Source organism: Paenibacillus sp. cl123 (genome assembly GCF_900101595.1).
GTDB lineage: Bacteria > Bacillota > Bacilli > Paenibacillales > NBRC-103111 > Paenibacillus_G.
In genome coordinates this window covers 69,754-84,234 of the sequence record NZ_FMYY01000023.1, presented here as the reverse complement: position 1 = coordinate 84,234, position 14,481 = coordinate 69,754, and the positions used below count along the sequence as shown (strand labels likewise).

The 14,481-nt window shown below is 53.0% G+C and carries 9 protein-coding genes; all 9 read right to left on the bottom strand.

What is annotated here, in order from left to right; all coding sequences use genetic code 11:
- Positions 1-86: 86 nt before the first annotated feature.
- The 9 genes from BLR08_RS25235 to BLR08_RS25195 all read right to left on the bottom strand — a co-directional run bounded on the left by BLR08_RS25235 (position 87) and on the right by BLR08_RS25195 (position 14,456).
- A complete protein-coding gene (locus BLR08_RS25235; RefSeq protein ID WP_090586499.1) occupies positions 87-2,315 on the bottom strand; it encodes a hypothetical protein in 2,229 nt (742 codons plus the stop codon).
- Positions 2,316-2,558: 243 nt separating this feature from the next.
- Positions 2,559-4,226, bottom strand: coding sequence for a response regulator transcription factor (locus BLR08_RS25230; protein WP_072336635.1), 1,668 nt, complete (start codon positions 4,224-4,226; stop codon positions 2,559-2,561).
- Between the two features lies 1 nt (position 4,227).
- A complete protein-coding gene (locus BLR08_RS25225) occupies positions 4,228-6,057 on the bottom strand; it encodes a sensor histidine kinase (protein ID WP_072336632.1) in 1,830 nt (609 codons plus the stop codon).
- Between the two features lie 101 nt (positions 6,058-6,158).
- A complete protein-coding gene (locus tag BLR08_RS25220) occupies positions 6,159-7,043 on the bottom strand; it encodes a carbohydrate ABC transporter permease (protein WP_072336629.1) in 885 nt (294 codons plus the stop codon).
- A 13-nt stretch (positions 7,044-7,056) separates the two neighbouring features.
- Positions 7,057-7,944: an ABC transporter permease gene (locus BLR08_RS25215; protein ID WP_072336720.1), complete on the bottom strand. Its 888-nt coding sequence runs from the start codon at positions 7,942-7,944 to the stop codon at positions 7,057-7,059.
- 84 nt (positions 7,945-8,028) lie between these two features.
- Positions 8,029-9,696 carry a type 2 periplasmic-binding domain-containing protein gene (locus BLR08_RS25210; protein ID WP_072336626.1) on the bottom strand — a complete coding sequence of 556 codons (1,668 nt, stop codon included), beginning with the start codon at positions 9,694-9,696 and terminating at the stop codon, positions 8,029-8,031.
- A 117-nt stretch (positions 9,697-9,813) separates the two neighbouring features.
- Positions 9,814-11,406: a glycoside hydrolase family 3 protein gene (locus BLR08_RS25205; protein WP_072336624.1), complete on the bottom strand. Its 1,593-nt coding sequence runs from the start codon at positions 11,404-11,406 to the stop codon at positions 9,814-9,816.
- Between the two features lie 68 nt (positions 11,407-11,474).
- Entirely contained in the window at positions 11,475-13,712 is a 2,238-nt protein-coding gene (locus BLR08_RS25200; RefSeq protein WP_072336619.1) for a glycoside hydrolase family 2 protein, read from the bottom strand.
- A gap of 93 nt (positions 13,713-13,805) precedes the next feature.
- Entirely contained in the window at positions 13,806-14,456 is a 651-nt protein-coding gene (locus BLR08_RS25195; RefSeq protein ID WP_176835604.1) for a GntR family transcriptional regulator, read from the bottom strand.
- Positions 14,457-14,481 lie beyond the last annotated feature (25 nt).

Genomic DNA, 14,481 nt, shown 5'->3' with positions numbered 1-14,481 from the left:
CCTCCTTTTGTGTGTAGAATAGTAGGGAATGATAGAAAACCGGAGAAGCAGCATAAATTGCCTGCCTCTCCGGTTTTAGCGGGATCTTAGGGCGTTGTAAAGCTGAATACAGCATTCGAAGCCGTAGATCCGTTCGCATTATTCGCAATCACTTTCCAATAGTACGTCGTGTTGGGCTGCAGCTGGCTGACTTGATGTGTTGTTGCGGTTACGATCGTATTTACAATCGGCTGCGTAAATGCGGCATTGTCGGCAACGATGACGGTATAGGAGTCCGCACCAAATGGAGCGAACGTCTGCCCGGCAATCTGCTGCGTCCAGTTCAGCGTTACGGCCGTTGACGCAAGCGCAGCTTGATCGGCAGGCCCCGTTAAAGCAAACGTCCCCGGGGCCGCCCCGATAATATCCATATGGGCGACATCGATGTTATTGCCGCTGACAGCACTATTGTTATGGATGGTTACGGTATGGGTGCCAGCTGTAATCGTACCTAGACTTCCGTTGTAGTTGTTCCACGAAGCGGCCGGGCTTACAGATGAGTTTGGAACGGCCTGACCGTCCACCTTGATCTGAAAATTAGGCGCTGCACCTTCGCCGTAAGCGCGAATAACATAGTCGTACTCGCCCGTCTCCGGGAAGTTAACGGTCCAACTGGCTGCCCCGGACATCCAAATTTTTCCCCAGCCATCGGGAGTATTCGTTACGCTGCCCGGATAAGCGCCTGCATCTTTCCTTTCGTTTATACCATTCGCGTATTTGGCCAGGTAGCGTGCGGGAGCGTCGTTTTCCGCTGGAGTTTCCGAGCCTGTCAATTCGAGCATCGTAATCGAATGAGCCGGGAATGTTCGGGTAAAGTTGCCGGATACGCCCGTTATCACATTGCCCGAAATCGCAGGCAGCGTGCCGTCCGCGGCAACTTGAACGCCATTTATGTTGGCGCCGGTTAGAGAATCGACGGATGGGGCGTTAAGCACCCAAGTCGATGCGGATGCGTTCGGAACGAAATTGGCAAGCTGGATCGAAGCGCTGAGATCCTGCGTTTGATTTTTATTAATGACCATCAAGTAAAGCTTGTTCGTTACGCCTGTTTTTTTCGTTGCCCAAATCGTGAAGTTTTGATTGTCACTGGAGCTGGTTTGCACCAATTGATCTCCGAAGTATCGCTTCAACAGCGGGTATACGTAATAGGACGGACGAACCTCCTTATTCATATTCATTAAAGCATAGGCCTGATTGCCCTGGAGCAAAAACTGCGTAACGAAATCGACATGATGATACGCGAGCCTGCCTAGTACGTCCGCTTGCCATAACGCCCCGGCTAACGTGTCCCCGACGCCGGCGCCTTCGCTGCCGCCCGTTACTTGCCCCAGCTCCGTTAACCCGATTAACGCGCCTGGCGCGTATGTATTCCGGTACTGGACAAGATTTTCCTGGTCCGTCTCCATAAATTTTCCGACCCAATTTATATACGACGGCTGCCAGTTCGTTCCTTCGTATTTCAGCAAATTCGTAATGCTCGGATAAGCGGACGAATTGGGATTCGTCTGCGTGCCGGCAAGCGGATACCAGTGAACGGAAATCGCGTCGTACGGCTTGTTGTTTTGATGCATTTCGGTCATAATCGGCTTCGTCCATGTTGCTTTCAAGCTTGTGCCGCTCGCCGCCCCGATAAATTGAATGGAAGGATCCACAGCCCGCATAGCATCCATGTATTCCATCGCTCTGACCGCAACCTGCTGGGGTGTTAAGTTATACGGAGCGCCGAAATATTCCGGCTCATTTCCCAGTTCCCAATATTTGATATTGTAGCCTTTCTCAACATTGGCATACCGGACGATATCCGCTGCCATTTCCTTATTGTTGATTCTGAGGTTAACCGTGATCATCGGCTCGGCTCCTACCTCTTGGGCCAATGCGGCTATGCTGTCCAGATGATCGGCGCGCAACGTCCTTGTGTAAGGAGCAGGTCCTACATACCAATCATAACTGTTCGTGCGGTCGAAGTATGAAATATCAGCCTCGCCCCCGGCCGGGAATCGGATCATGGAAATGCCGGCTCCCTTGATCAAGTTTACGTAACGGTCCGTCCAATTGTTCACCGGATTGAAGGAACTGTGCGTCCATATTCCGATGTTCGTCCCGCGCATCAGCTCGCTCATCGGCGCAACCTCATTACCGGCATTGACCGATAAAGCGACTGTTCCTGTATTCGCATACGCTTTTGGCGCAGATGCTCCCGGCAAGCTTCCCGAAGTGACAACGCCCATTGCAAGCAAGCATACAGCCACCGTACCAGAAACCTTCTTTCTTAACAAAAAAATCCCTCCTTGATATAAAATGAATGGCCGCCAAACGACGAAAAAATCCCCCCTTTACCGATAAGATGTTGTAAGCTTAATTAGTTGATCTACAACGATCATATCCTGGATCGGGACGATTATGATTGAACGATTTAAAGATGTTATTGAATATATTTAGTAACTTTTGACTAACACAATCGCATTAAACCGACAGCCTGCGTATCATGATTAAACCACCCATCCGATAGCGGCCTCGATTTACGAACCTTTGCCGCTATCCCGGTATTCCTGTGGCGTTTCTCCCGTTTTCTTGCGGAAAAGCCGGGTGAAATAGGCCGCCGATTCTAGGCCAACCTCTGCAGCGATTTCATGAATTTTCTTGTTTGTCGTCTTCAGCAGCAGCTTCGCCTTGTTGATTCGCGTTTCGTTAATATATTCCAACAGCCCCTGCCCCGTCATCTGCTTGTACATTCTTGACAAATACGGGGGACTTAAATAAACGAACTCGGCCAGCCGGGTCAGCGTAAGCTCCTCATGCAAAAACTGATGAATATAGCCGTTGACTTGCCCGATGATGTCGTTCGTACGTTCCGTCTGATTTTTGAGGTTGTATTCGGCCACCTTCACGCCGAGCTCGCCAAAATAACGGATCATATCTTGCAAGCTTGCGTGCTGATCCGGGCTTGTCAGCTTTTCCGTCTGGACAGCGGAACCGAGCGCATCGATAGCGAGCAGTTCCCTTCGGTTCAGATAAGCAAGGAAAAAAGCCGATAAGCGGGAAAACAGCTCCAAGCCAAGCCACTTGCCTTCCGTTTTCGCAATTAATTGCTCATCGAAGGCGAACAGCTCACAGAATAGCTGCAGATAAGACTCCTTTTTCCCGTTATCCATGTAGGATTCGAGCAAATCGAGCTTATAAAGCGCCGAGCGCAAACGGCCGATTTCCAGCAAGGATTGGCTGGAGCGCTTCGGAGAATCCACAGCCACGTCCGGTTCGGTAATGATGAGCTCCTGTCCCGCGCCCATCTTGAACGCAAGCAGCAGCTTCAGCGCTTCGATGCGCTCTCCTAACTCGCCCCATGCGGACGGACCAGCCGCGATCGCGATTGAAATTGGCACTTTGAGAAGCCGCGAGCACGACATCTGGACGAGCTCCGCGCAACTGCTCAATGTCCGTCCTGCTTCTTCATAAGTGTGTTCCGCGCGCGGCTGTATGAGCCATACGATCCGGGTACGGTCGTACTGGAACGATACGAAACGAACGATCGGCCTGAAATATTCCTCCGCGATATTGTGAATCGAATAGAACAGCAGGGCCCGGTCCTCTGGGGCGCCGAATGTGCCCCATTCGTCGATTTTCCCAAGAGCCGCAAGCACCGGCCGCTCCGGGTCAGCATCGATTTCGAGCTTGCGGAACCAGCTAATACGGACCGCGCGGCTTTCCTCCTCACCCCGCAAAATTTCGGTCAAATAGTCCCGGCGAAGTGACGGCAAGGCGAGCGAATATTGCTGTTTTGCCTTCAACAGCACCTCCTCTTCGTCCACCTCGGCCCGTATATCGGCGATCGCTTTTTCGATCGCACGCAAGATCGTTTCATCTCCTTCGGTCTTCAGCACGTAATCGACGCCGCCTTTGCGCATCGCGGATTGCACATAATGGAAATCGTTGTAGCCGGTCAAAAAAATCACTTTACAGCGGGGCCATCGCTCAAGCATCCGGTCAGCCAGCTCCATTCCGTTCATGCCGGGCATGCGAATGTCGGACAGCAGAAGGTCGACCTTGCTTTCGGTCGCTTTGGCCAATGCTTCTTTGCCTGAATATGCTTTCGTGATGTCGAGTTGCAGCTGCGGATATTTCTCGAGCGTTTCCACCAAATAATGGACTGCGAGCGGCTCGTCATCCACGATAAGCATACGCAAGATCACATTAAATCTCTCCTTTCTCTTGAGACCCGACGTGTTCGCCGCTTTCGGCTGTCCAGAACGGGATGTCGATTTGTACAATCAATCCGCTTGCTTCTCCCCGATCCAGCCGTAGTCCCGCATTTTCGCCGTATTTCAACCGGAGGCGCCGGTGAACGTTCATCATGCCGGTCACTTCCTCGGTATGGCGTTCGTTTGCTAGAGCCCGGTTCCACTTCGCCAGCTGTTCCTCTGTCATTCCTTGACCGTTATCCCGTACGACGATCGTCAGCAGCGGCATTCCTACGGGCGACCTGTTTTCGTTCACCTCAATATAAAGCCGGCAATCGTCGCCGTCATAATCGAAGCCGTGCTGGTAAGCATTTTCGATAATCGGTTGAAGGATTAGCCGGGGGACGATCGCTTGACAGAACCTCTCGGCGACCGGCAGCATCTCTACTTGAATGCGGTCATGAAAGCGGATCGATTGAATTTCGATATAAGCTTTGACGTGGCCGAGCTCTTCCTCCAGCCGAACTTCTTCCTTTCCGTTCCGCGTGATATATTGGTAATAATCGCCCAGAAATTGCGTAAAGCGGGTCGCATTGTCGTAGTCGTGCGCCTTCGTCATCCGATACAAAAGATAAAAGCTGTTATACAAGAAATGCGGATTGATTTGCGATTGAAGCTGCTTCAGCTCCGCTTGCTGCAAATGAATTTTCTGCTCGTACGTTTCGTAGATAAGCATGTTCAGATGTTCGACCATATGATTGAATTTTTCGTACAAATACCGGAATTCGTCATTGCTTCCATGCTTGATGTCCACGCGCATCACTCCTGTCTCCACACGCAGGAAGGCACGTACCAGCTTTCTCAACGGCCGGTGAATGACCCGGTATATCCAATAGGCGAATACGACAATCACGACCGCCGATAACCCGGAAATGAGCCACATATAGCTTCGGTACTTCCGAATGGGTCCGAGCACTTCGCTTTCTGGGACATAAACGATCAAGGAGGAGTTCAACTTCGCCGAGCGAATAAACACGGTCAAAAACACATCGCCGCCTGGAGTAAAAAGTCTTGCCGTACTTACCTTTTGCCCGTCGATGCCCGTACCGGCAGCCGCTGCAGCCAACACCTCGTTCAACTGCACCCGAATCTCGTCGAACGACGCTTTCACGTTTTCATTGACGATGATCGTGTCGCTGTTTATTAGGGCGGCGCCACCGCTGTCGTACCCGGGCAGCTGGCGCAAATATTGCATGATGGCCGGCAGCGAAACCTCGAGCTCCAGAACGAATGCCGGATTCCGCTTATCCAAATTGTAAGGATTCGGGTAATAATCCCGGATGGCCAGCTTGTCCCCGCTCATGACGAACGGAGGCTCGAACCGAAGCGCTTCGCTTTTCAACTGTTCCAGATGCTCCGGGTCCAACCGATCGACGGTATCGCCTGAGGAAACGATCCGGGATACAGACGGAATGTACGCCTTCGCCTGCGCAATATAAGGACTCGATTCCTTGATCAGCCGCAGCCGCTCCTGAAGCCGGTTCATCGCTGCCAGCCGTTCGTATACGGTCAAACGGTCCACGATCGTGGAAAGCGTCTGCAAATCAGTATCGTTCATAAAATGCCGCTGCAACACGATCATCCGTTCGATCTCAGTTTCCAGCGATGTCAAGTAAAACTCGACTTTCTGCTTCTGGGACTGAAACACGCCGTCGTGAATCATTTGCGCGCCTTTCTCATTCATGAACATACCGAGTAAATACAACGGTGAGATGACCACCAGAAAAGCCAGTACAAGCTTATTAAATATGGAAAAGCGCTTTACTTTCCAGTTGGACCGCATGCAAGTGCTCCTTCGCTATCCGAATGCATTGCCCTTGCACCTATCATGCTCGATATCCTCCGCCATGTAAAGCGCTTCTCCAGGCTTGCGGCTCCGGCAGCCTACCCTTTTACACTGCCGAGCACGATGCCTTTCGTAAAGTGCCGCTGAAGGAACGGATATACAAGAAGCACCGGAAGCGCGCCTACGAACAGTTGAGCGGCTTTGGCCGTCCGATCGGAGACGAGCAGCAGCAGTTCAAGATCTGTCGAACTGTTAATCGCCGCCTGCATGCCGGATACGACGGTGTATAAATAGCTTTGCAACGGATAATGATCCGGGGAGTTCATGAACAAAATGCCGTCAAACCACGAGTTCCAATGCCCGACGATCGAGAACAGCGTGACGGTCGCGATCGAAGCCGACGAAAGCGGAACGTAAATGTTCCACAGAATTCGCCAATGGCCAGCGCCGTCGATCAATGCCGCATCCTCCAGCTCTTTCGGCAAATTGCGGAAAAAGTTCAGCAAAATGACGATGTTGAACACCGGCACGGCGGAATGCAGTACAAGTGCCCCTAACGAATCGAGGAGACCCAGCATGCGCATCGTCATATAAAGCGGGATAATACCGCCGCCGAACAGCATGGTAAATACGAAAACCCACACATAAACGGTTCGTCCGGTCAATACGTTCGCTTCTTTCGACAGCGGATAAGCGACCAGAATTGTAATGAGCATATTGAGCGAGACGCCCAGCGCGACCCTTTGCAGCGTCACGAACATCGATTGGATGAAGGCGGATTGCCCCAGCACGAACTCATACGATTTTAGTGTAACATCGACCGGCCACAAAAAAACTTCGCCGGCTGCGGCGCTCGCATTGGAGCTTAGCGAAACCGCAAACAAATGGACAAGCGGCATGACGCACAGAAGGGACAGCACGGTCAGAAAGCTGTAGTTGAATACTTGAAACATCCGGTAGGACCACGACGATCTACCCAGCATTTGGCACCCCTCCTTAAAAAATACGGTAGTTGGCGAAACGGTACGCCATGAAGTACGAAACCGAAATAAGCATCAACGAGACGACCGACTTCAGCAGGCCGACGGCCGTTGCAAGCCCGTATTGGGCTTCCACGATCCCGGTTCGGTATACGAATGTGTCAATAATGTCGCCACTTTTGTATACGACAGGGCTATACAGGTTAAATACCTGATCGAATCCGGCATTCAGAATGCTGCCGATGCTAAGCGTTGCCATCAGAACAATAATCGGGGTCATTCCGGGAAGCGTAATATGCCAGATCTGCTTCCAGCGGTTCGCTCCGTCCATGACCGCCGCTTCATACAGCGCCGGATTAATGCCGACAATCGCAGCCAAATAAACGATCGTGCTGAAGCCGAACTCCTTCCACTCGTTGGATAGGACTAGCGTATATGGAAACCAGCTGTTGTCTCCCAGGAAAAAGATCGGCTTAGCGCCGAACGATTGCAAAATGCCGTTGACAATCCCTTGATTCGGAGACAAGATATCGATCAAAATGCCACTGAGAATAACCCAAGACAAAAAATGCGGTAAATAGATCAGCGTTTGAATCGACCGTTTGAACGCATTCTTGCGAACTTCGTTCAACAGGATCGAAATGACGACGGGCACGATTAATCCGACGATGATTTTCATCAATGCGATAAAAATGGTGTTCCACAAAATTTGAAAAAAATCCGGCAACTCGATCATGTAGCGGAAATTGTCCAGCCCGACCCATTTGGAGCCGAATAGCCCTTTCGACGGAATAAATTTCTGGAAGGCGATCACTACCCCGACCATCGGGATGTAACTGAAGATAAATATGAGAATAAGACCAGGAATGAGCATCAGATGGAGCGGCAGCTCCATCTTTTTCATTTTTTTGAACACTCGGTTCCCCTCCTGCTGTTCAAGATGGAAGAAGGCGAGCAAGCTCGCCTTGATGGACCGTTCATATAGTCCTCATTGTTGGGAATACCACTTGTTCACTTCTTCTGTAATTTGATCGCCGCCGAGACGCTTCCAATCCTTGACGAAGGTATCGAAATCACTGACCGGCGATTGTCCCATAATGATTTTCGTAAATATTTCGTCCTGCATTTTACGAAGCGAGGACATCTTCTCCGACATCGCGGGCGTAGCCGCGCCCTGAAACTCGTTGTAAATACCCAGCTTGTTTTTGTCGTAATAATCGATAACGCTATACGAGCCTTTCGCTCCGAATACCGCTGTAGAAAACCACATCGTCTTGTCACCCTGTGCATATTTCGTCAATCTGTCGTAATGGACGTTTGCCGGAAAGCCGAGCTTGCTGCCGTCTCCGTCGGCCAAAGCTTTCTGGACCAGGCGGAACGCCTCCAGGTTGACGTTCAACGGGTCGATCGTGACGGGCTGATATTTGCCCGGGTATACGCCGTCGGCTTGGGAGATGAACGGGTTCGGGTCTGGGGCATAATTCGTCTCGTAATAATGCTTCAAGTAAATGTTCGCCAGCCTCACCATGGCTTCCGGGTGCTTTGCACCCTTCTTGACAACATAGAAGTTACCCGCCGTATCGTTCAACTGCGGATGAGCCGGCTTGCCGTCAACCGAAGTGATCGGGTACATGCTCCATTCCGCGCTCGGGTCTTTCTCAACGTTCAGCTTCTGAATGAAGCCGCCGTCGGATACATTCCCGTATGCAAAGCCCAGGCGGCCCGACGCCACTTCTTCCGCCAGCTTGGATGCCGGTTTCACGGAAAACTCCTGATCGATTGCTCCGTTCGCGTACAGCTCGCGCAGCTTCTCCAACGCCGTCTTGACTTCCGGTAATATCGAGCCGTACACAAGCTTGCCGGCGCTATCCTTCAGCCACATATTCGGATATGCCTTATAGCCGTTCATAAGTCCGGTAACGTTGCCATGTCCCTGGAACAAATCCTTGTTCAAACCAAATCCGACCGTATCCGCCTTGCCATTGCCGTCGGGATCGTTTTTGGCGAAAGCTATGGCGATTCGGAACACATCTTCCATCGTTTTCGGCTCGGGCAAATTCAGTTTTTTCATCCAGTCCGCTCGAACGTACAGCATGGCGCCCGTACTGACTCCGCCGTTGACCTGCATCTGCGGAATGCCGACCAGCTTGCCGCCGAACGTTGCCGCTTTCAGTGCAGTACCGTTATCCTGGTTGAGAAGCTCTTTCAAATACGGACTCGCATTTTGCTCAAGTATTTTCGTGAGATCCTCAAGCTGCTCCGCTTCGTGCATCCGCATCATCTCTTCTTTGTTCACCAGCATAAAATCCGGGATGTCGCCAGATGCGATCGATATATTGAGTTTTTGCCGGTATTGCGAGTCGTCAACGACCCACAGGTTTTTAACCTTGATGCCGTACTGGTCCATAAAAATTTTCGTCCAAATGTTGTTGTCGATCGTATCGCCATCTTTGTATTTAAACCCTTGATTGACCGATCGCACAGTTGACACTTCGATCGGCGGGTCGTACTTGCCAAACGGGTCCTCCGGCTTCACCTGAGTCGTGCCTGACTGCTTGTCCGCCTCTGCCGTCCCGTTATTTGAGCATCCGCCTAGCACAAGCCCTGCCGTTAATACCGAAGCGAGAGCCAATGTGCTTACTTTTCCAGCTTTCATACCGTCCCCTCTTTTCTGTATGTTTTGTTTGACTGCCTTACTACTTTGATTATAGCTCGGCATGATATCGCCTCGATACGGGACATTATTGCGTTCGTTGCCCAATATTAACTAATATCAATCATGGGCGTACAGCTCGCGCTTGATCGGGCGCTCCCCCGTGACCGCCTGCAGCAGACGGCCGGCCGTGTATTCGATGTCCCCGTACGTATTAATGATCGTGTCGATGGAAGCTTCATATTCCTTATGTACGAACGGATGGTAATGCGCGACGAATAGGATAGGCGTCGCCAGCTTCGTCCAGCCGCCCATCATGTTGCGGGCCACCTCGTCATGCAGACGAACGACATTAAGCCCGTAGCTGAGGCGGCTTCCGATCGAGCATATAATCAAGTCGTACGTTTGGTCCGCCGCCGCTTGGAACAATCTGTCGGGACCGGGATCAACCCATTGATCGACCCTATCGGTATAACGTCCAATCTCCCGTTTCATCCGTTCCAGCAACTCGCCGTACCGGTCGTGATTGTTCATAATGACGACGTGGAGCACCTTCGTTTCGTTTCGAATCGGAAACGGCAAGAGGCCTTGCCGATCCCGTACCAACGTAATGCTCTCGTCCACAACCCGTTCGGCGACTTGCTCGGACGCCATTCGGTTGAACGGCACTGGTTTGGTCCTAGCATGGGGCGGCTCGCTACGGTATAGCCCGAACTGCTCCTTCAGCGCCACGATTCGACTTGCACGCTCCCTCAGCGTAATCATCGACAGTCTGCCGCTATTCAGCCGCTGCTCCATTTCCCTGTAGAAGCGCTCGTCCATCCGTGGAAACAACAGCATGTCGCAGCCATTCTCCAAGGCATCGGCGCAAAGGTCGTAGTAGTTCATGAACCCAACGGCCCCGCCCATCTCGACCGCATCCGATACGATCAGCCCTTCGAAGCCCAGCTCGCCCCGCAGCAAATCGAAAAGCAATCTGCGGGACACGGTGGCGGGCGGGTACAAGCCGCGTTCATCGGGCTCGTCGAAGGCAGGCAGCGCGATGTGGCCCGGCATGACCGTGATGGCCCCGCGCTCGATCAGCTCCCGGAAGACGCGACCCGGCCCGCTTCTCCAAGCGTCAGCGCCGAGACGGATAACCGGTGTCGTTAAGTGGTGGTCGAGCGACGACCATCCGTCGCCGGGAAAATGCTTAATCGTCCCGATCATGCCGTGATCCTGGAGCCCTTGCAAGTAAGCTCCCGCCATTTTAATCGCGTGCTCCGGCTTTACCCCCGGACTACGCATGCCGACTACGGGGCTGTCCGGATCGTCCGCCAAGTCAGCGACAGGCGAAAATGTCCAATTATACCCGAGCTCTCCCGCCTCCATGGCCGCAATTTTACCGACCTCGTACGCAAGCTCCTCGGAGTTGGTCTGGCTTAATCCCATCATATACGGGAACTTGGTCGCTCCTAGTATCATGTTCCCGGGCCCGCATTCCAAATCGCTTACGATGAGCGGCGGAATCGTACAGCAAGCTTGAAACTGCCGGATGACGGTTTCCAGCTTCTCGCGTTCCATCGGGTGGAAAAACATCGCACCGAACTCCTCGAGGCGTTGTTCGCCGATTCGGCCATATGTCGGACAGCACACCTGATTTAACAGCTGCCTGAAGCTTAACCCTTCAACCGCTTCGCGGGCTTGTTCCGTGATGACGATTCGATATTTCATCGTCTAATTCCCTCCTCAAGTCATAATGCCGCCTGTAAAGCAAGCAGATCGCATTCTCTTATACAGCCTTATTGGAAATTCAGCGTATTGCGCTTGGGTGCCGCAGGAGCCGAGCCGTTGCGGTACAATATGGTATATGCCGAGCTCCATTCCGGTTTGCCGTCAACGACCAGCTCCAGCTTGATTCGTTCGCCGGCCGTACCCGGCAGCTTGTATCTCGCCGTCGGCCCCCTTAGGTTCTCATTGGGCTTTGCATCCGCATAATCCCAGGTCAGCAGCAGCCTCCGCTCGCCGGAACCGATCGTGACGTACGCCTCCATCCGGCCGGCCTCCAAGGCATTCGGGCTGTCGTTCAGCAGCCATAGCTCCGCTTCGAACCATTCCTTTGCGTTCCATACGAATTTCGGAATGCGCGCGCTGGCCAACACCGGTCTGCACGATGCCTGAACGGCGTAATAAGCGGGCTTCGGCTTCGCCGGCCACATGATGATACTGTTATTGGCCGCCGTCGGCCACGGTTCGTTATAACACCAGTTCAGCGCCATCGAGCATTTCGGCTTTTGCCGTCTCGCTTCCTCGTAAATGCATTTGTACCCTTCCGATTGCAGCAGCTGACCGTTCTCGACAAGCTGCTCCAGCGACTCGTAAGGGCCGAAGTAATGCTCCAGCTGATCCTCCATCAGCCACATTTCCGGCGACAGCGCATGAAAAGCGTGGTGGCTTTCCCAAGCCGTTCCCGGCTTCGGAGGAAACAGCTCCTCGGGCGGGATGAAGCTTTTCAGCTGCTCTACCGATGAAGGCGAAGGGACCCCGAACTCGGTGTAAGCCGTATTTTGCGCTCGGGGCATCGCTTCGAGCACGTCTTCACCCGTCCGGTACCGGAACATATAATGGCCGTGGCCCATCCCTTCGATCGGCGACGTCATCAAAAACGGCGTTTTCGCGTCGAGCTCGTAGCAATTCGCATTAAGCAGGCGAAGAGGCAGCGATTGATCCGTCATTTTCGACCATGCGTTGAACAGCTCGTTGCCGCCGCACCACAGCACAACAGAAGGATGCCGGCGCAGCCGTATGATGATCGAGCGGGATTCTTGATCCAGCACCTTCAAGTATTCCTGCGAGTCCGGATACAAATTGCAGGCTAACGGAAACTCCTGCCATACCATCAAACCCAGCTCGTTGCATTGCTCGAAAAACGACTGCTTGTTGACGATGCCTCCTCCCCATATGCGCAGCAGGTTCATATTCGCTTCCTTCGCCAGCTTCAGCAGCGTTCCGTAGTCCGCCGCTGTAATCGTGCCTGGGAAAATGCTCGGGTTGACCCAGTTTGTCCCTTTACAAAATATAACTCTGCCGTTGATCTCCATCGTAATGGGAGGAAGACTGCGGCTTTTCGGAAACTGGGACGGCTCTTTCCATCCGTCTTCATGCACGACCAGCTTCACGCGGCGAAAACCGATTCGTTGACGGTGGCTTTCCGCTTCGGAGACCGAACGCTTGCCTTCTTGCGGCGTATAGCGAACCTCGGACATATACAGCGGCTGTCCGCCGTGATCGTGGGGCCACCACAGCTGCGGGCTGTCGATCATCGACTCGAATGTATGGCATTTATCCGTCACGGTCAGAGGCAGCTCGAATATTGGCTCGCCTGCTGGCCCTTTCAAACTCCAAACAATCTCGCCCGCCGGCGCGTCGTTGAAGCGGACGACAAGCTGCAGTTCCGCCCGATCCAACGATTCGTTCAGCTCATACCTTACTTCGGACGAGGCGACATGGACGGCGGGCCGGACGATTAAATACGTCTCCTCCCATATTCCGAGCGGGATGAGCCGGGGATGCCAATCCCACCCGTAGCTGACGGCCGGCTTGCACGAATGGTCCGCCTGCGATCTGCTCTTGGGAGCATCCGCCCGCTTCGGGGCAGGCTCGATCATGATTTCCAACAACGATCCTTCGCGGATGCTCTCCGTAACATCAAGCTCGACAGGCGTAAACATGCCTTCCTGCCGCAGCAGCTCGGTTCCGTCCAGCCTAATCGTGAAGCTGTAGTCGATTCCTTTGGACGCGAAATACAACCGTTCGCCGCTTGTCAAGGCCGGAGCGCGAAGCCGGGCCCGATATGTCCAGTATCGGTCCTCCATCCACTCGTACTGACGCCAGTTCTCGCCATAAGTGTGATCGTCCCACCCTTCCGCCCTGGCCCAATCCAGTTGAACGGCCCCCGGTACCGCGGCGGGCACCCAGCGACTTGGCTCTCCGTCTGAGGAATCCCTCCAGCTTACTTCCCAATCCAGTGCAACAACCATTCCAACTCTCCTCCGAATCCGCATGGTATATTTCATGGGTATCATTGTAATTCTGCGTTGCCCGTCGGCTTTATTTGCGATGCCGCGACGCCGTCAGTCTGTCAAAATGGCTCTGCCGAAATGAAGATGATCCCGGACCAAACGTTTGGCATGCTCAACATCGCCCTCGACGAGCGATTTGAACATTTGCCAGTGATCCAAATAGGCCGCTTCCATCCGGTTCGGCACGCGCCGAATGACTTTGATGACGGACCTGTACAGATGGGCTTGATACATCGTCATGACCGAATGAATCTCGGCGTTGCCGGAAAACCGTACCAGCAAAATGTGGAATTCGGAATCCGCTTCCGTAAAGGCCAGGTCGTCTTCGGCGGCGACGGCCCGCCGCTGCAGCTCTAGGTTTTGCTCAATCAACGCGATCTCGCCCTTCTTCAGCCGCCCCGAAACAAGCTCGCACACGAAAAGCTCCAAAGCCATCCGAAGCTCAAAAATGTCCCGCGCCTTCTCGACCGACAGCTCATTCACGACGATGCCCTGCTTGGAGGCCACCCGCACAAAACCTTCAACCTCCAGTCTGTCCAGCGCCGACTTGATTGGCGTTTTGCTCATGCCCAGGCAGTCGATGAGACGTCGTTCCGACAAAATCTCCCCTGGCAAAAACGTTTCCTTCAAGATCGCTTCGCGAATGTACTGATAAGCTCTTTCCTTTAGCAGTAACGAAGGCTTCGAATGAATGGGCATCATACCGGTCATCCTCCATATTGTGGGT

Coding starts and splice junctions, on each gene's coding strand:
- BLR08_RS25220 (WP_072336629.1), bottom strand. CDS start 7,043: ATGCTGGGTAGATCGTCGTGGTCCTACCGGATGTTTCAAGTATTCAAC.
- BLR08_RS25200 (WP_072336619.1), bottom strand. CDS start 13,712: ATGGTTGTTGCACTGGATTGGGAAGTAAGCTGGAGGGATTCCTCAGAC.
- BLR08_RS25225 (WP_072336632.1), bottom strand. CDS start 6,057: ATGCGGTCCAACTGGAAAGTAAAGCGCTTTTCCATATTTAATAAGCTT.
- BLR08_RS25210 (WP_072336626.1), bottom strand. CDS start 9,696: ATGAAAGCTGGAAAAGTAAGCACATTGGCTCTCGCTTCGGTATTAACG.
- BLR08_RS25215 (WP_072336720.1), bottom strand. CDS start 7,944: ATGAAAAAGATGGAGCTGCCGCTCCATCTGATGCTCATTCCTGGTCTT.
- BLR08_RS25205 (WP_072336624.1), bottom strand. CDS start 11,406: ATGAAATATCGAATCGTCATCACGGAACAAGCCCGCGAAGCGGTTGAA.
- BLR08_RS25195 (WP_176835604.1), bottom strand. CDS start 14,456: ATGATGCCCATTCATTCGAAGCCTTCGTTACTGCTAAAGGAAAGAGCT.